The sequence below is a fragment of the Burkholderia sp. BCC1644 genome, assembly GCF_902833225.1.
Taxonomy (GTDB): domain Bacteria; phylum Pseudomonadota; class Gammaproteobacteria; order Burkholderiales; family Burkholderiaceae; genus Burkholderia.
This window is the reverse complement of record NZ_CADFEI010000003.1, coordinates 492,561-509,809: the sequence shown is the minus strand read 5'-3', so window position 1 is coordinate 509,809 and position 17,249 is coordinate 492,561. Positions and strand designations below refer to the sequence as shown.

Annotated in this window: 12 protein-coding genes; 4 read left to right on the top strand and 8 right to left on the bottom strand. The window is 62.3% G+C overall.

The features are described 5' to 3' along the window. The first annotated feature begins 8 nt into the window (after positions 1 to 8). Positions 9 to 1,427: a M20 family metallopeptidase gene (locus tag HWX87_RS08745; RefSeq protein WP_176046758.1), complete on the top strand. Its 1,419-nt coding sequence runs from the start codon at positions 9 to 11 to the stop codon at positions 1,425 to 1,427. Positions 1,428 to 1,454: 27 nt separating this feature from the next. Here the strand turns inward: HWX87_RS08745 and HWX87_RS08740 are convergent, their stop codons facing one another. The 3 genes from HWX87_RS08740 to HWX87_RS08730 form a co-directional block, all read right to left on the bottom strand. Continuing rightward, positions 1,455 to 2,423 (bottom strand): sulfonate ABC transporter substrate-binding protein, encoded by a 969-nt coding sequence (locus HWX87_RS08740; RefSeq protein ID WP_176046757.1) that lies wholly within the window; start codon positions 2,421 to 2,423, stop codon positions 1,455 to 1,457. 266 nt (positions 2,424 to 2,689) lie between these two features. Continuing rightward, positions 2,690 to 3,640 (bottom strand): LysR family transcriptional regulator, encoded by a 951-nt coding sequence (locus HWX87_RS08735; protein ID WP_176046756.1) that lies wholly within the window; start codon positions 3,638 to 3,640, stop codon positions 2,690 to 2,692. Positions 3,641 to 3,953: 313 nt separating this feature from the next. Next, entirely contained in the window at positions 3,954 to 5,252 is a 1,299-nt protein-coding gene (locus tag HWX87_RS08730) for an adenylosuccinate synthase (protein ID WP_176046755.1), read from the bottom strand. A gap of 140 nt (positions 5,253 to 5,392) precedes the next feature. On the opposite strand from HWX87_RS08730, the gene gcvA reads away from it, so the two are divergent. Then, entirely contained in the window at positions 5,393 to 6,298 is a 906-nt protein-coding gene (gene gcvA, locus HWX87_RS08725; RefSeq protein WP_176046754.1) for a transcriptional regulator GcvA, read from the top strand. 152 nt (positions 6,299 to 6,450) lie between these two features. Here gcvA and HWX87_RS08720 read toward each other — a convergent pair whose 3' ends face one another. After that, positions 6,451 to 6,765 (bottom strand): DUF4148 domain-containing protein, encoded by a 315-nt coding sequence (locus HWX87_RS08720; RefSeq protein ID WP_124456725.1) that lies wholly within the window; start codon positions 6,763 to 6,765, stop codon positions 6,451 to 6,453. A 2,508-nt stretch (positions 6,766 to 9,273) separates the two neighbouring features. Here HWX87_RS08720 and HWX87_RS08715 point away from each other — a divergent pair. After that, positions 9,274 to 10,590: a replication initiation protein gene (locus tag HWX87_RS08715; RefSeq protein ID WP_176046753.1), complete on the top strand. Its 1,317-nt coding sequence runs from the start codon at positions 9,274 to 9,276 to the stop codon at positions 10,588 to 10,590. A 96-nt stretch (positions 10,591 to 10,686) separates the two neighbouring features. Here the strand turns inward: HWX87_RS08715 and HWX87_RS08710 are convergent, their stop codons facing one another. From HWX87_RS08710 to HWX87_RS08695, 4 genes are all read right to left on the bottom strand, one after another. Then, a complete protein-coding gene (locus tag HWX87_RS08710) occupies positions 10,687 to 11,718 on the bottom strand; it encodes a ParB/RepB/Spo0J family partition protein (protein WP_176046752.1) in 1,032 nt (343 codons plus the stop codon). After that, positions 11,711 to 12,406, bottom strand: a complete 696-nt coding sequence (locus HWX87_RS08705) for a ParA family protein (protein WP_011350423.1) — start codon at positions 12,404 to 12,406, stop codon at positions 11,711 to 11,713. Before HWX87_RS08705 ends, HWX87_RS08710 begins: the two co-directional genes overlap by 8 nt. A gap of 1,808 nt (positions 12,407 to 14,214) precedes the next feature. Next, positions 14,215 to 15,231, bottom strand: coding sequence for an AraC family transcriptional regulator (locus tag HWX87_RS08700; RefSeq protein WP_176046751.1), 1,017 nt, complete (start codon positions 15,229 to 15,231; stop codon positions 14,215 to 14,217). A gap of 132 nt (positions 15,232 to 15,363) precedes the next feature. After that, positions 15,364 to 16,488 carry an MBL fold metallo-hydrolase gene (locus tag HWX87_RS08695; protein ID WP_176046750.1) on the bottom strand — a complete coding sequence of 375 codons (1,125 nt, stop codon included), beginning with the start codon at positions 16,486 to 16,488 and terminating at the stop codon, positions 15,364 to 15,366. 83 nt (positions 16,489 to 16,571) lie between these two features. Here HWX87_RS08695 and HWX87_RS08690 point away from each other — a divergent pair, with 83 nt between their 5' ends. Continuing rightward, the gene (locus tag HWX87_RS08690; RefSeq protein WP_176046749.1) at positions 16,572 to 17,225 is read left to right on the top strand and encodes a TetR/AcrR family transcriptional regulator; all 654 of its coding nucleotides are present in this window, start codon (positions 16,572 to 16,574) and stop codon (positions 17,223 to 17,225) included. Positions 17,226 to 17,249: the final 24 nt, after the last annotated feature.

The following is a 17,249-nucleotide window of genomic DNA, read 5'->3' as shown; positions in this document are numbered from 1 at the left end:
AGCAATTCATGACTTCACTCGCCCTCGATTTCATCGACAGCCAGCGTACGCAATTCACCGAACTGTCCGACCGGATCTGGAATCTCGCCGAGCTGCGCTACGAGGAATTCGCGTCGACCGACCTGCACGTCCGGATGCTCGAAGACGCCGGGTTTCGCGTGACGCGCGGCGTGGCCGACATCCCGACCGCGTTCGTCGCCGAAGCCGGCCACGGCGGCCCCGTGATCGGTATCCTCGGCGAATACGATGCGCTGTCCGGGCTCAGCCAGGAAGCCGGTGCGCTCACGTGCCGGCCGTCGGGCGAGATCTCGAACGGCAACGGCCACGGCTGCGGCCACCACCTGCTCGGCACGGCCGCGCATCTCGCCGCGGCCGCGGTGAAGGCGCATCTCGAGCGTACGGGCCAACCCGGCACCGTGCGCTTCTACGGCTGCCCGGCCGAGGAAGGCGGCTCCGGCAAGACCTTCATGGCGCGCGCGGGCGTATTCGACGATCTCGACGCCGCGCTGTCGTGGCATCCGCACGTGTACACGGGCATCTTTCCGGCTGGCTCGCTCGCGAACATCCAGGCGTACTTCCGCTTCACCGGCAAGGCGTCGCACGCAGCCGCGTCGCCGCATCTCGGCCGCAGCGCGCTGGACGCAGTCGAGCTGATGAACGTGGGTGTCAACTACCTGCGCGAGCACATGCTGCCCGAAGCACGCGTGCACTACGCGGTGACGAACACGGGCGGGCTGTCGCCGAACGTCGTGCAGGCGAATGCGGAAGTGCTGTACCTCGTGCGCGCGGCCCGTAACGACCAGGCGGCCGAACTGTTCGAGCGCGTGAAGAACGTCGCGCGCGGCGCGGCGCTGATGACCGACTGCCAGCTCGAGATCGTGTTCGACAAGGCGTGTTCGAACCTGCTGGAAAACGCGGTGCTGAACCAGGTCATGTACGGCCATCTGCAGGCGATCGGCACGGCCGGCTTCGACGCCGACGACGCGGCGCTCGCCGATGCATACCAGCGCCAGACGCTGACTGCGCAGGATATCGAAACGTCGTCGCGTTCGCTGAACCAGGCATGGCGCGATCCGAAGGCGCTGTTCGACGGGATCGACCCGTACGAGCCGGGCAAGGGCCGCCCGATCTGCGGCTCGACCGACGTCGGCGACGTGAGCTGGGTCACGCCGACCGCGCAATGCCACACGAGCTGCTATGCGTTCGGCACGCCGCCGCACTCGTGGCAATGGGTCGCGCAAGGCAAGACGGCACTCGCGCACAAGGGGATGATGCTCGCGGCGAAGACGATGGCCGCGACCGCGATCGACCTGCTCGGCGCACCCGACACGCTCGCCAACGCGAAGGCGGAACTGCTCGAGCGGCGCGGCGGCCGGCCGTACGTGTGCCCGATTCCGGACGACGTCGCGCTGCCGTTCCGCCGCTGAGCATGTCGTGCCGCGCCGGTTGCGTCGTCACGCGAGCGTGGGCGGCGCAGCCTGGCTGACGTCGACGCGTTTCGGCAGGATGCCGGCTTGGTAAAACACGTCCGCGATGCGCTGCTGATACGCAAGCGTGTCGCGCGTGACGGGCTCGACACCGAAGCGTGCGCGGCGAAACGCGAGCGCGACGGCCGGCTCCGGAATCCCCCAGAGTTTCGAGAATTCGGCCGCCCCCTGCGCGCGGTTCGCATCGAGCCAGCGCTGAACGGTCGTCAATTCCGACACGGCGACGTCGAGCACGTCGGCATTGTGCTGCGCATACGTGCGCGACGCGAAGTAGTAGCCGCGATTCTCGACGAGCCCCGTGCCGTCCGCGACGATACGCGCGCCGAACGCCTGCTGAACCACCGCGAGAAACGGATCCCAGATGATCCACGCGTCCACCGAGCGGTTCTCGAATGCGGCGCGCGCATCGGACGGCGACAGCCAGACAGGCGTGACGTCCGCATAGTCGAGCTTCGCGGCCTGCAGCAGCCGGACCAGCAGGAAGTGCGTATTCGATCCCTTCACCAGAGCGATGCGCTTGCCGCGCAGGTCCGCAAAGGTCTTGACCGGCGAATCCTTCGGGACGATCAGCGCCTCGGCTGCCGGACCCGACGGCGTTTGTGCGTAATAGACGAGCGGCGCACCAGCCGCGAGCGCGAAGATCGGCGGCGCTTCGCCGACATCGCCGAAGTCGATCGATCCCGCGTTCAGCGCCTCGAGTTGCGGCGGCCCCGACGGGAACTCGGTCCACGTGACGGTCACGCCGAGCGGCGCGAGCTTGCCTTGCAGCGTGCCGCGCGCCTTCAACAGGCTAAGCGGCCCTTTCTGATAACCGATGCGCAACGTCCGCGCGCCGGCCGCACTCGCCAGCGCGAAGCCCGGGTGCGTGGCGCCGGCCGCAATCGCCAGGCCTGCTTGAAGGAGCCGGCGGCGGGTTCTTGAGTGTCGATCTGCCATGTCGTTTCGGGTTCGATGAAGGGGGCGCGGAGGGCGCGCGCCTGCGATGAAGCAGGTCGAACCGATTCTAGGAGGTTGGCGCCGTGCATCGAACCAACGATGTTCGATATCGAAAGCAAGCGTTCTCATAAGGGCGCGCCGGTTGCACGGGAAACAGTTCCCGGAACCGGCGAGCGCTCACATTCGGCATTCCCTTAAATACAGGACTGCGTACTATTTTCACCGATCAGGCAATGCATGTCACTCACGCACCGGCGATGGCTGAATCAGGCATTGCGTGACGCGCAGGACGCGGCCAGCGCAGCCTCGTCGGCAGCCAGCAACTCGGGCACGCATTCGCGCAGGAAATCGACGAACGTCCGGATCTTGGCGTCGAGATACTGACGCGACGCGTACAGCGTGTAGACCGTCAGCTTCTGCAACCGGTATTCGGGCAGCACGCGTACCAGCGCACCGCTCGCGAGCCCGGGCAGCGCGGCCGACATCGGCAGCGAGCCGATCCCGAGGCCGGCACGCAGCGCGGCGCCGAGCGCATCGGCGATGTTCACCTGGAAATCCGGCAACGGCAGTTCGAACGTTTCGCGTCCGTTGGGGCCGTCGAGATGCCAGCGGTCACGCGGAAAGAGCGGCGTGACGATCTGCAGGCACGCATGCCCTTCGAGATCGCTCACCGTACGCGGCGTGCCGCGCGCCTTCAGGTACGCGGGTGACGCGCACAGCACGCTGCCCACGTCGCCGAGCCGCTGCGACACGAGCCCGGAATCGGGCAGCTCGGTCGTGCTCAACTGCAGCGATACGTCGTAGCCTTCGTCGATGATGTCGGGCACGTGCTGCGACAGCGTCAGTTCGACCGCGACCGACGGATAGCGCTCACGGTAGCGCACGACCGCGGGCACCACGTAGGACTGGCCGAAACTCGTCGTCGCGTGAACGTGCAGCCGTCCCGACGGTTTCGCCTGCGCGTCGGCCGCCTCGGCTTCCGCTTCGTCGATATAACCGAGGATGCGCTGGCAGCGATCGAGATAGCGCTGCCCGGCGTCGGTCAGCGCAATGCGGCGCGTGCTGCGGTTGAGCAGACGCGTGCGCAGATGCGTTTCGAGTTGCGCGACCGAGCGCGATGCATAGGCCGTCGTGATGTCCAGGCGATGGGCCGCGCTCGTGAAGCTGCCCTCCTCCGCGACCCGGACGAAAATGCGCATCATCTGTAACGTGTCCATCGACCTGTCCCCGGGATTGAGATCACGTCGCGCCACCGTGCGGCCTGGGTGCCGGCGGCTCCGGCACCGGCCGGTCTGGCGCGAATTGTGCGGAACAGTACAGCAGCGCTGCAGGCGTGTCCAGTTCGCCGTACGCGGCGTGATCCGGATGCCGAATCATGCGGCGAAACCGCTCGCCTCATGGTATCCGGGCCGCGCGTGCACGCGCCCGAATGCGACTGAATGTTCCAACGGGCAAACGGCATCGAGCCGGCAAAAACTACTCGCCGGCCGCGATGCCGCGGCTCAATTTACGTCCTTCCTGTCTCGCACGTTACGCAGCGGCAGCCACATCGAACGGATTGCGCAACACGATCGTGTCGTCACGCTCCGCACCGGTCGTGATCATCGACACCGGCGCGCCCGCGACCGCTTCGATGCGCACGATGAAATCCTGCGCGGCGCGCGGCAGCGCCGCACGCTCGCGCACGCCCTTCACGGTGCCGCGCCAGCCGTCGAATCGCTCGTATACAGGTTTCGCGCGCGACTGTGCATCAAGGCTCGCAGGCAGATGGTCGACGCGCGCGCCGTCGAGTTCGTAACCGACGCACAGCTCGATGGACTCGAAGCCGTCGAGCACGTCGAGCTTCGTGAGCGCGAGCGAATCGATGCCGGAGATCCTGACGGCCTGACGCAGTTGTGCGGCATCGAGCCAGCCGCAGCGTCGCGGCCGGCCCGTGTTGACACCGAATTCCTTCCCGCGCGCGCGCAGCGTTTCGCCGGTGACATCGTTCAGCTCCGTGAGGAACGGGCCGCCGCCGACACGCGTTGCATACGCCTTGGTCACACCCAGCACATGGCCGAGCTTCGATGCGCCCAGCCCGGTGCCGGCCGCCGCGGCCGAGGCCACGGTGCCCGACGACGTCACGAACGGATACGTGCCCCAGTCGATATCCAGCATCACGGCCTGCGAACCCTCGAACAGGATGCGCTCGCCGCGATCGGTTGCGTCGTTGAGGTCGGCCCAGACGGGGCGCACGAACGGTAGGATCTTCGGCGCGAGGTCGACCAGCGCCGCCAGCATCGCGTCGCGATCATATTCGTCGAGCCCCAGGCCGCGGAACCACGCGTTGTGATGGTCGACGAGCACGTCGAGCTTGGCGGCGAGCCGGCCGGGCTCCGCGAGATCGCCGACGCGCAGTCCGCGGCGCCCGACCTTGTCCTCGTAGGCCGGCCCGATCCCGCGCAGCGTGGTACCGATCGGCTCGCGGCGCAGGCGCTCCTGCGCCTGGTCGATTGCGCGGTGAATCGGCAGCACCAGCGTCGCGTTCTCGGCGATCGACAGATTGTCCGGCGTCACCGACAGCCCGAGCTCGGCCATTCGCCCGATTTCCGCGAGCAGCGCTTCCGGATCGAGCGCCACGCCGTTGCCGATCACGCCGCGCTTGCCGCGCACGACGCCGCTCGGCAGCAGCGCGAGCTTGTACGTCTTGCCGCCGACGACCAGCGTATGGCCCGCGTTGTGGCCACCGTTGTAGCGCGCGACGAGATCGGCCTGGGCCGCCAGCCAGTCCACGACGCGCCCCTTGCCCTCGTCGCCCCATTGGGCGCCCACTACCACCACGTTCGGCATGCTCCGCACTCCATGTGAGAATTTCAGACACTCGTTCGGCCGAGCCGGCCGTTTGTGTGCCATATTGGCGGAGCTGGATCACCCGATCAAACGATTAAACCTGAACCTTCGCGTGAGTAAATCTCACTCGAAACGATGCGATGGCCCGACGACTCCCTCCGTTGAATTCACTGCGCGCTTTCGAAGCTGCCGCGCGGCTCGGCAGCTTCACGCTGGCCGCCGACGAGCTGTGCGTGACGCACGGCGCGATCAGCCGGCACGTGCAACAACTCGAAGCATGGCTCGGGCGGCCACTGTTCGAACGCCACAACCGGCGCGTCGAGCTGACCGACGCCGGCCGCGCGTATCTCGCCGAGGTCGGCGCGTCGTTCGACCGGATCGCGCTCGCCACCGCGCAGCACTTCGGTCACGCGCAGCAGCGCGTGCTGCGCGTCAGCGCGCCCGCGACGTTTTCGCTGCGGTGGCTCGTGCCGAAGCTGTCATCGTTCCAAGTCGCCCATCCGGCCATCGAGGTACGGTTATCGACGTCGAACGAGCCGATCGAGAAATTGCGCGACAAGGTCGACCTGATCGTGCGCGGTGGCCCGCAGGTCATCGACGGGTACGTCGCCGAGGAATTCCTGTCCGAAGTGCGGCTGCCCGTGTGTGCGCCGAAGCTGCTGGAGGGCCGGCCGCTGGACACGCCGGCCGATCTCGCGGGCTTTACGCTGCTGCACGCGGCAACCTATCCCGGCATGTGGCCCGAGTGGCTTGCGGCGGCCGGGTTTCCGAATCTCGTGCCGCGACACTCGCTCACGCTCGAGCATTTCTACCTGACGTTGCAAGGCGCGCTCGACGGGCTCGGTGTCGCGATGGGGCCGATCGCGCTCGTCGCGGACGACATCGCCGAAGGCCGGCTCGTGCAGCCGTTCAGCGAACCGGCACTGCCCCCGTGGCGCTACTTCACCTACGTGGCATCCGCGCGTGCGAACGACGATGCCGTGCGTGCATTCAAGGACTGGCTGAAAATGACGGGGAACGCGACTGCGCAGGACACGCGACACTGACCACGTCGAGGTGCCGGTCGTGCGCGACGAGAAAAGAAGGATTCCAAATCAAATGACGAAAATCAACGGAACGTGATTTTCGGTGTGCATCGCGTGACCGTGATGCATGCGGCAAGCCGCGGTGCGAGCCGCGGCTTGCCGCCGGACGACGCTTACTGGCTTGCTGCGGCGCCGGCCTTCTTCTCTGCGTTTTGCAGGTTCTGCGGATAGTTCGGATCATTGGCCGCCGGCTTGTAACCGGCATCTTCGAGTTTCTTCAGTTCGGCGGTGTTCTTCGCACGTGCAGCCTTGTGCTCGGCCTTGCGTTTGGCCCTGGCCGCCTTGCGTGCCTCGCTCTTCGCTGCCTTGGCATCCTGTGCAGCAGGTGCGCTGGCGGCGTCGGTCTGTGCAAACGCGGGAACTGCCGAGCCAAACAGGAAAGCGGCTGCCGTAGCAGCCAGCGCGAATTTTCTGATCTGGATTTGCATCGCTGAACTCTCTTTTTTGATGACTATCACGGATTGAAAAACCATCGAGATACCGCCCCTGTCCTGATCGGTCGTCATGTCGCGATCAGGACCTGTGCATCATAACCGCGTCGCGAAAAATGTGGCGTGAACGTGCGGACGGAATCGGGATACACGTATGGGAGAAGACGGCGGCTCTGCACGGCCGTCGCATGACAGAGACAGGGCGGCCGTATCGCGCGCTTCGGTAACGGCAATGGGTTACGCACGCGCAGTACGATCCACGACCGATGTGCGACATCGACAGTTGTTTCACTGGTGGTGATGTCGACACGCTTATGCGTGACGTGAGCCTCGTCGCGCATCCACGATCACCGCAGCAGCAGTCGACCTGTGCGTCACGTTGTCATTCGACGCGGCTTGAACGACGGTTCCTCCCATAAACGACCACGATTCGGTTCATCCGGCGACCAATACGATCGCGTCGAGTCGCCGCGCAGTAATGACGGTGGTTACCTGTGGCTTTGGTTATCGGTACGGGTGACGCTCGTCATCGACAGGTACGTATGACGAAAAGCCGAACGTAGTGTGTGAGGTGAAGATGTCGACGGGCATCGCTTCACGCATGCGTCGAGGAACCGCGCGAACGCGTGCTGCTCATCTGGCAGACGTTGTTTCGGTGTCGAAGTCGCGAGAAAGCTTGTCGGTTCGCGCGGCTGTGCACGCGATTACCTCGCACAGCGCGCGTTTGCCACAGGCTTTTCATTTGTCCGCTTCGGTGGTCCGCCAGCTGGACGATACGGCGATCTTCACAGCTTGCTTATACCTGTAGTAATGCCGACCGGTGAGCTTTTACGGGACAAGGCCATCCCGGATGGGTGAGCATGTTCGGGAGCCACTCGCAATTCGACTACGGTGAGCTTCATCGTCGACCGAATCTTCACGTCGGCTCGAAACGATCTCCGGATCGGCCCAGGAGCCGACGACCTGTGCGGATGGCGTTCCGGGCACGACGATCGCTCCAGATCGGTTGTGCGGGCCTCTCGCAGCTTGCCAGGGGCACAGCGCGACGCCTCCACTGATGCATAGGTAGAAAATCGGAAGGCTGCGGCGTGGCGAAGCAGTCCGAGGCGATTTCCTCTGCGCACAGTCCACAGGCTAAATTTGTCGATGCGCGTCGACAGGCGACCGGTAAAAACTTATCCACGGACGGGGAAGCGCGAGTACAAAAAACCACTGACATGCAATCCACGATGATTTCGAACTGCGGCCGGTGAATCCGAAGATGTCGGCTGCCCCGGTTGCGAATCGGCTCCGCCGGCCAATCGCAGTCGCTCTGATGATCGGGAAGTGGATTCTTCGGTCCCATAACCGGGAACCTGTGCGCCAAGTTGGAGGATTTTTTTGCGATTTCCTCCCATAGGTTTCTACGTTTCGGCGTTTGTGAGTAGGTACTCACCTCTCTGGGAAGCCTTGTCGGGCCTGAAGTCCCAGTGGAACAAGGGGCAACCTGATGTTCCGCAGGCCTGGATCGAAGGATCAACGCGCTTTCCGTACCACAGACGGCTCCCATTGGTAGCGGTTTATGGGGTTCGTCTTTCTGTGGCAGCACACGTGTGTTTACATCTTTTGTAAACCACGTTTACTTCTTTAACTACTTTTAGACGGCTCACAGCCTTGTGCCACAAGGGTTTGAGCGGTGTTCGGTACCCATTTATGGGAGCACAGGTGGAAGGGTCTGGGGTTTCAGGTCTGTGGATTTGGGGAATGGGGTACCGCGTTGTGGGGATTCGGGGTTGTGGATATGGGGCGAGCGTACCCGGTTATGGGAAAGGGGTCATAAATCGCACAGGGTAGTCGTCTATGGGAACGTATCAAGGTAGCCTTTTATGGGCCAGTTTTCTCGATCCTCGGGTGCCTCGAGGCACAGCGATTTTCTTCGGGTAGACGTTTATGGGGAATCTCGGAGGTACCTGTTTATGGGAGGAAGTCTGGGCCAATCGGCTACATTTCACCAACCTGCTGCGGAAACCTTTCCCATGGACAGGATCGTTGCTACGGATAGGTTGCCAGCTATGGGGGAACCGGAAGGTTGCCATTTATGGGAGCTATTTCTACCGTCGGGATCGAAAACAACGAAATCGATGAAGTCGACAGGTACCCTCCTATGGGAAACGATGAAGGTAGCAAGTTATGGGAGAAAGACGCGGCTGTGCTGCAGAGCACCACGAATCCGGCCGACGATCTCGATTACGGTCGTTTGTCTCCCATGGATGGTTACCTTCCCGAGGGCAAATCTCGTGCCGGGTTTTGGTGTCGGGACATTAAAGGTAGCGGCTTTTGGGAAGTTTTTTTTTCCAAAGGTAGATGGATATGGGGCTCATCGCAAGTCTAATAAACATGAGTTTCCCTTTAATATCTGATGGTTACACGCGATAGTGAAAGTGATGCTGGAGCGAGGACGTTGCTCCGGCGCGAGAAAAGGTATAAAGTCCGCTATCAACAAGGTCACCTTATCCGGACATCACGATGCCGCGCAAGCCCGCAAGCAAAGGCTCAGACAAACAGGTTTCACTGTTTCAGACACCCGAGCCTCCCGACTTGCTGCGCAAGGCGGTCCAGGCGATTCATATCGCGCCCAAGTCGGGAAAGATCGGGCTGCAGCAGCGCAAGATGTTCAGTTCGCTGATCAAGAACGCCCTTCGGCAGGAGGCGTTCGAGCCTGGCCGGACCAGCTTCTCGATCTCGATCGCTTCGCTTTCTCACGAGAGCGGGTTGAACAGCAACAACACGAAGTACGTGAAGGACACGGTCAACTCGCTGATCAGTACCGTCGTCAACTGGGACTACCTGGCCGCGGACCGTTCGACGGTCTGGAAAGCGTCGGGCCTGCTCGCCGGCGCGGAGCTCGAGCAATCGGTGCTGAAGTACAGCTTCTCCGACCAGATTCGCAGCGAATTGCTGAACCCCGAAATCTACGCGCTGATCGATATGCGGATCGCCCGCGAGTTCCGGCGGTCGCACTCGCTCGCGCTGTGGGAAAACACGGTGCGCTACGAAGGGATCGGCATCACCGCGAAGATCCCGCTGCCGAAATTCCGTGACCTCATTCTCGGCCAGGACAAGGCGTCGCAATCGTACAAGGAATACAAGCTGTTCAAGAGCAAGGTCCTGGTCCCGTGCATTCAGGAGGTGAACGAAGTATCGGATCACACGCTCGAGCTGATCGAACACAAGTCCGGCCGCAGCGTGGAAGCCGTGCAGTTCAAGGTGACGCGCAAGCAGAGCGCTGATACGGTGGAGGACGGCGACGTCAAGAACGAGGCGTTGGTCGAGGAAGTCGCCAAGTTCGGCATTCCGCGTTCGGAGGCGCGCCGCTTGATCACGCAATACGGCGTGCAGCGCATCAAGGCGGCGATCGCCTATACGCTCAATCGGACAACGAAGAAGAATGCGGCGCCGGTCGACAATGTGGCCGCGTATTTCCGCAAGGCACTGACGCACGGCTATACGCTGGCCGACGGGCAGGGAACCGAGGCAGCCGCACCGGCGAAGGAATCCGCGCAGAGCAAGCAGGAGCAGATTCGCGACAAGTATCTGGCGGCGAAGGTCGAGGAAGCCGGCGCGTATTTCCGCGAGCTGGAGATCGACGACCAGACCAAGCTGCTCGAACGCTACAACGAGACGGTGGCGGGCTCGAAGGACCTGACGCTGTCGCCGAAGAAGAAGGCGAGCAAGCTCGCGCAGACCAGCTTCTTCCGATGGCTCGCACTGGATACCTGGGGCGAACCGACCTCGGACGACCTGCTGGAATTCCTGCTCAAAAGCAGTCTCGCAGGTAACTGATCAAGGCCTCGCAGCCGAGGGTGCGTCGTGCGCCGGACTTGGTGTCGTCCGGCTTCGCGGTGCAAGGCGGATGCGAGGCCTTCTGCTTTTGGCGCGTTACTTTTGCGCGGCCGTCGCCAGCTCGGCGACGTAAGCATCGATGACGGTCTTGAGCTGGTCGGCAAGCGCTTCCTGATGGGACGCGTCGACGCCCTTGAGCTGCAGATCCAGACGGCCATCGGGGTAGGTCTTCAACTGGCCGATCGCGCGCGACTCGAGTGCGAAGTCGTGACGAACGCTGTAACGCGTGCGGCCCGTTTTCTTGTTGCCGTCGCTCTGTGCCCGCAGGAAATTCTCGAGATCGCGGACCGATTTTTTCCGGTCGATCACGGCCGTCAGCAGCCGGTCGGCCGTCGGCTCGCCCAGGCGTTCGAAGATCAGCTTCAGGAAATACGCCGCCTGCAGGCCGACCACGTCATTCGCGCTGGCCATCCGCTCCAGCAGCGTGTTGGGCAGTGCGTTGAGCGACAGCGTCTTGCTGATCGATGCCTTGTCCTTGCCGATCTTTTCCGCCAGCGTGTTCTGGTCGGAAAAGACCTTCTCGTCGAGGAGGCGCTTCCACGCAACCGCATCGTCGAAAATCGTCTGGCGCTCGTGGTCGTGGTTCGCGCGATACGCGATCGTATAGAGCTGCTCGGGCGTGTGATCCGTGCGGAACGTGGCGTTGATGGTCTCGTCGCCGTTGATGCTCGTCGCGCGCAGCCGACGCTGCCCGTCGATCACGACGAGCTTGCCGGGAAATTCCGGGAGCCGCGTGACCTTGATCGGCTCGATCTGCCCTTCCCGTTTCAACGTCAGCGCGAGCTCGTGCAAGCTCGACTCGGAGTAGAACACGCGCGGGTTGAACGGGTTCGGGATGCAGTCCTTGACCAGCACCTTCTGCGGCGCGCCGAGATCCGACGTACCGGCGGGCGTGACTGCGGCCGGCGCGCCGGCAGGCGCCGCCTCGACGGCAACATTCGCAGCGGTCGTAGGTTCGGGCAGCCGCGTTTCGAGGGCGGCATTTTCCTGCGCGAGTCCGCGCAACAGGCCGGCAGCGAGGTGCAGGTTGCCGGTCGGCTTCTTGTCTTTCGAAGTGTCCTTAGCCATGGGCGGCTCCGGTAGCGCGCGTCGACGCGATGTATTGGGCCATTTCCGTGACCAGCTTTTCGATTTCCGCGCGGGCTTCTTTCAGGCCCTTCAGGTATCGATTGTGATGGTGGATCGTGGTGCCGAGCGCGAATGTCTGACGGTAGACCTCGCGTTGCGCGATCTGGCTGTCGAGCAGATGCTCCCCTATTTCTTCAGCTCTTAGAATTTTTAAAATTTCTTCACGCATTTTAGTTTTTCCATTGACGCTATTCAGCATCAATGCGGAAGAAAGATTAGGGTTTCGAACGGAGCGCATCGATTCGATCATGCGGATCATCGCGACGGTGCTGTACAGGTCGGCCGGCGACGGCGACAGCGGTACCAGGCAAAAGTCGGCTACTTCAAGGACGGAGGCGATGCGCGGATCTTCGAGGTTGCCAGGACAGTCGACGACGATCACGTCGAAGTTCGCGTCCTGCTTCTTGATCTCGCCACCGATGCCGCGGCCGGCGGGCGCCAGCGAAAGGACCGTCATAGGCAACGTGTTCTCGCCACTCGTTACCCAACGAACAGAAGTGCCTTGAGGGTCGGCATCTATCAGGGCGACCTTGTTGCCACCGGCTTCGAACGCAGCCGCGATGTTGACGGAGATGGTCGTCTTCCCGGTCCCACCTTTTTGATTACTGACGGCGATCTTGAAAGCCATTAAATTCCTCCAAGGAGTTTTGCGTAATATATGCAGTTATTGTTGAAATGTCCAGAAAAGCATTGAATGCAATGCATACCTTGATGGTCGATGTGGTTGTCACGTGACAAGTTGGCCAAACGGCCTACCTGTCATCATCGACAAATGATCGAGTAAAAATAAAATTGTCGATCACACCAACAATGCATTCACTAGAGTGTGGAAAATTCACCTGATTTTAATATCGACGACGAAGGTGAAGCATGGAAGCCGATCGTCACGACTTTTCCATTTCTATCGAAACTCGCTGAGATTCCGATTGACTGGAATCTCGAACGGCGACAGGTTGGTAGTTGTCACGTGACAAGTGGCTGGACATCGATTCGCGTCGTCGCTTTACATCGCTAGGTCGCTTTTGATCACGGAATGGTGCCGGCCTCGGCAGCGCCACTTCTACATTCGATATGCGGCTTTGGGCCTCATGCGATTACTTGCCGACAAGGTGAGTTGTCACGTGACAAGCGCCCGTGATGTGCGCCAGGGTTGGCTTCGTAGCGTCTTCCGAAGATAGTGAGATCGAACAGCGTGTAGAGCGTAGACGCAGTCTATTAAGGAGAGGCTTCGCGGGTGACGGTTCGCCGTTAAACGTGGCTTGCTGAACGGTTCGCTGATGAGTTGTCACGTGACAACCGAAACTCCGGGCGAGGTCGTTTGATCGACAGGAAGTCCTCAGTTGTCGTTGTAGATGCACGCCTGAAGATGGTGAGTCGACGAGTGACCTATCGGTCTGGAGTCGGTGTCACCGGCTACCTGCCCACGCACGCGCTCGTCCTCGCGTGAGCTTAGCGGCTGCACGGACAGATATATCCGGCGAAGCGCGTTGCGGATATCCATGATATGGCCCCATTTATAGAGAGGCCCCGCCGTAGCTCCGTCTCGTCCAACCGTCAGCAGGGGAGGGGTGTGGCTTCGTCGTACGCTCGCGTTGCCGCCAATACATCCTGGAGTCCTGTCTACGACCGCGACGCACTGGAGCGGGCGAATCGGTGGGAATTCGCCCGTCGAGGGACCTGCGACAACGCAAACGGGCCGGATCGTGAAACATTTTCGAAAAATGGAGCGTTCTCGGAAATCCTTGTGTGGCAATGGCTTGCGCTACATTCTTCATGTTGTTTCACGCGAAATGAGCAGGATCGCCGGCGGAAATAGGGGCGTATGATATTTCCACCCGCCGTCGTCATCGATGCACTCATGAGCGACACGATTTGTAGGTTTGGATACGTATTTCGTAGTTAATAAGACGTTTTCGATGATCCAGACCTGAAGGAAGCAGATTTGCTACTGGTCGGGGCCATCATGGAACCATGTCGACGCCCAGATCCGACACGTCATGCCGATAATCAACCCGAGTTGTCACGTGACAACGCATCGCGTCAGTCGCACGATCCGTTGAACCGCGACGTCTCAGGAGAAATCGATCGATGAGAAATTTGCGACCAGGGACGTGAACACTGGAACAGGTGCCTCGGTCGTCGAGAGAGGTGAGCCCACATAGGTTCAGGGATGAGATGGGTGACTGCCTGTCAACAACAGATCGCCCATGAGTCTGGATGCGCGCCCCCTTGAATGCGGTCGTCACGACGCTCAAGGCCTTCAAAGGGAATTCGCCGGACAGATGCTGAACAATTGATCGTGAGTGGGAAAGGCACACACGCCCTGTCGCGCACTCGATTCAACCGACCTGATCACTTACGCATTGAGCCGATCCTGCAATGCTGTGGATCCCGCCAAAGCAGGGCGCCCCGCATCTCCGAGATCGTTGCCTGCGATCAATAGCTTGCCGCGATTGACAGAACGACATCCGTCCCGCTCCGCAGGCTATCGATATCTCGCCGCGGTGAATTGCCGAACAACCGGCTGTATTCCCGATTGAACTGGGTCGGGCTCGCATACCCGACCCTGAACGATGCCGACGCAGCGTCGAGTCGCTCGGACAGCATCAGCCGACGTGCCTCGTTGAGCCGTATCCATTTCTGGTACTGCAGCGGACTCATGCCCGTGAGCTGACGGAAGTGGTGATGGAAGGTCGAACTGCTCATCTGAACCTGCGCCGCGAGATCGTCGACCCGCAGCGACTCGTCATAGTGGGCCCGCAGCCAACGGATCGCACGTGACACGCGGTTGCCCTGGCTGCCGGCGGACGCGATCTGACGCAGGCGAGCGCCCTGGTCGCTCGTCAGCAGCCGATAGTAGATTTCCCGCTCGACGTACGGTGCGAGAACGGGGATGGCGTTCGGGTCGTCCAGCAACGCCAGCAACCGGTTGAGTGCATCGAACAGCGGTTCGGTCATGTCGCCGACGACGAGGCCGCGGCCCACGGGCGCATCGTCGTGATCCGGTGCGACCTGCATCATCAGTTCCGCGAGGACGTGAAAATCGAGCTTGAGCCCGATCCCGAGAAACGGCTCCTCGTGGCTGGCCTCGATGACTTGCGTCGAGCCAGGCAAATCGAGCGACGTGATCAGAAAACGGTTGGCGTCGTAGATATAAGCGTCGCCGCTCTGAATGACCCGCTTCGTGCCCTGAACGACGAGACCGAAGCTCGGCTCGACCATGCACTCCATCGGCTGCGTCGGCGCTTCCCTGCGATGGAAGCTCAGGTTCGGAATGGCCGTGGTGACGTGGTCGGCGCCTTCGGTCCATCTCGCGACGCGCGTTGCGAGTGCCTGCCGCAGATCGCACACGCGGCTGCGGTTGGTCGACTGTTGGTCTGCCTGGTTGGATGCAGCGATGGCGACGTCGTCGTCTCGTTGGCCGGGTGTGTATCGGACGGGTGCCAGATGCATGACTTCTCTATTCAGGTAAGCGGGTGGTCAGGCAGGCCGTCGGTGTACAGGTGCCCCGGCAACACATGCGCCTTTCTTCGGGAGTCGCGGCATGGGCGCGCTCCCGGACGGCAGGCACAACGACCGACGGACCTACTTGGTCGCCTGCGACGCGCAAAATTGCCAGCGGCGCGATTTCGTTGCCGGCGCCGCCGCGTGCTCGTCGACGGCGCGCCACCACCGCTCACCGCGGTGCGGCGTGCCGAGATCGAGGCGCTCGCCGATCCTGGGCGTCGACAGTTCGATGCCGCGCACGAGAGCCAGTGCCGTGACACGCTCGAACGGCTCCTGCCAGCGATGCATTGCAAGATCGAACGTGCCGTTATGGATCGGGACCAGCCAGCGTCCGCGCAAATCGATGTGCGCCTGGACGGTTTCTTCCGGCTGCATGTGCACGTACGGCCATTGCGCATCATAGGCGCCTGTTTCAATCAACGTCACGTCGAACGGTCCGAGGCGCTCGCCGATCGTCCGGAACCCGTCGAAGTAGCCGGTGTCGCCGCTGAAGAACACGCGCAGGTCGTCGTCGACGATGACCCACGATGCCCACAGCGTGCTGTTGCCGTCGAACAGGCTGCGCCCGGAAAAGTGCTGCGCGGGGGTTGCCGTCAGTGTCAGGCCGGCCACGTCGACACTCTGCCACCAGTCGAGCTGCCGGACCTTTGTTGCGTCGATGCCCCATTCGATCAGGCGGTCGCCGACGCCCAGCGTGGTCACGAACACATCGGTGGTTGCGGCAAGCGCCAGCACCGTGTCGCGGTCGAGGTGATCGTAGTGATCGTGCGACAGGATCACACCGCGCAGCGGCGGGAGATCCTCAAGCGCGATCGGCGGCGCATGGAAGCGCTTGGGGCCGACGTGCCGGAACGGCGACGCACGCTCGGCGAATACGGGGTCGGTCAGCCAGAATTCGCCGCGCAGCTTGAGCAGCAGCGTCGAATGGCCAAGCCGGTACAGGCTGCGATCGGGCGCCGCGTCGAGCGCCGCGCGAGTCAGCGAATCGATGGGCAATGCACTGGTCGGCACGGTGTTGCGCGGCTTGTTGACCAGCATGTTCCACGCGATCCCGAGCGTCTTGCCGAATCCTTCGACCGGACGCGGCGCGACATTGGCGAAGCGTTCGCCGTTGTGCTGCGGCGAACCGCCGGACAGCGCGCGGCCGCGCCGGGCGGCCGCAAAACCCAGAATGCGGTGAATCAAAACGAGAGGCGATGCCATGTCGGTTCGTCCGGAGGATAAAGTACACTAAACAGTGTAGTTTATTTTTTGGATAAGTAAACTGTCCGGTGTAAAATTTTCGTATGGATACCAGCACTCCCCACCTGCGCCTGACTGATCGAAAGCGCGCGGCCATCGTCGATGCGGCGATCGAGGAATTTCTCGCGGCGGGCTACGATGCGACCAGCATGGATCGTATCGCTGCGCGCGCGGACGTGTCGAAGCGCACGGTCTATAACCACTTTCCCGGTAAGGAAACGCTGTTTGCAGCGATCCTGCACAAGTTGTGGGAGGCGACGCAGACCGGCGGTTCGCCGACCTATCGCGCCGACGTGCCGCTGCGCGAGCAACTGCTCGCGTTGCTGGACCGCAAATTGCGCTTGCTGAACGACGAGGCATTTCTCGCACTTGCGCGCGTGGCGATCGGCGCGGCGATCCATTCGCCGGAGCGCGCGCGCGACATGGTCGAGCGTCTCGGCGAGCGCGAGGAAGACATGACGGTCTGGGTGCGGGCGGCCGCGGCGGCCGGCCGCCTGTCGGTCACCGATCCGTTGTTCGCCGCGCATCAATTGCATGGCGTCGTGAAGGCATTTGCGTTCTGGCCGCAGATCACGATGGGCCAGCCGCCGCTCACGGCGCAGGAGCAACGGAAAGTCGCGGAATCCGCGGCCGACATGTTTCTCGCGTACTACGCGCGGCCGGACGACGGCGATGCAATGCGCGCCACGCAGGATTGACCATGCATCGGGATGCCCTGCGCG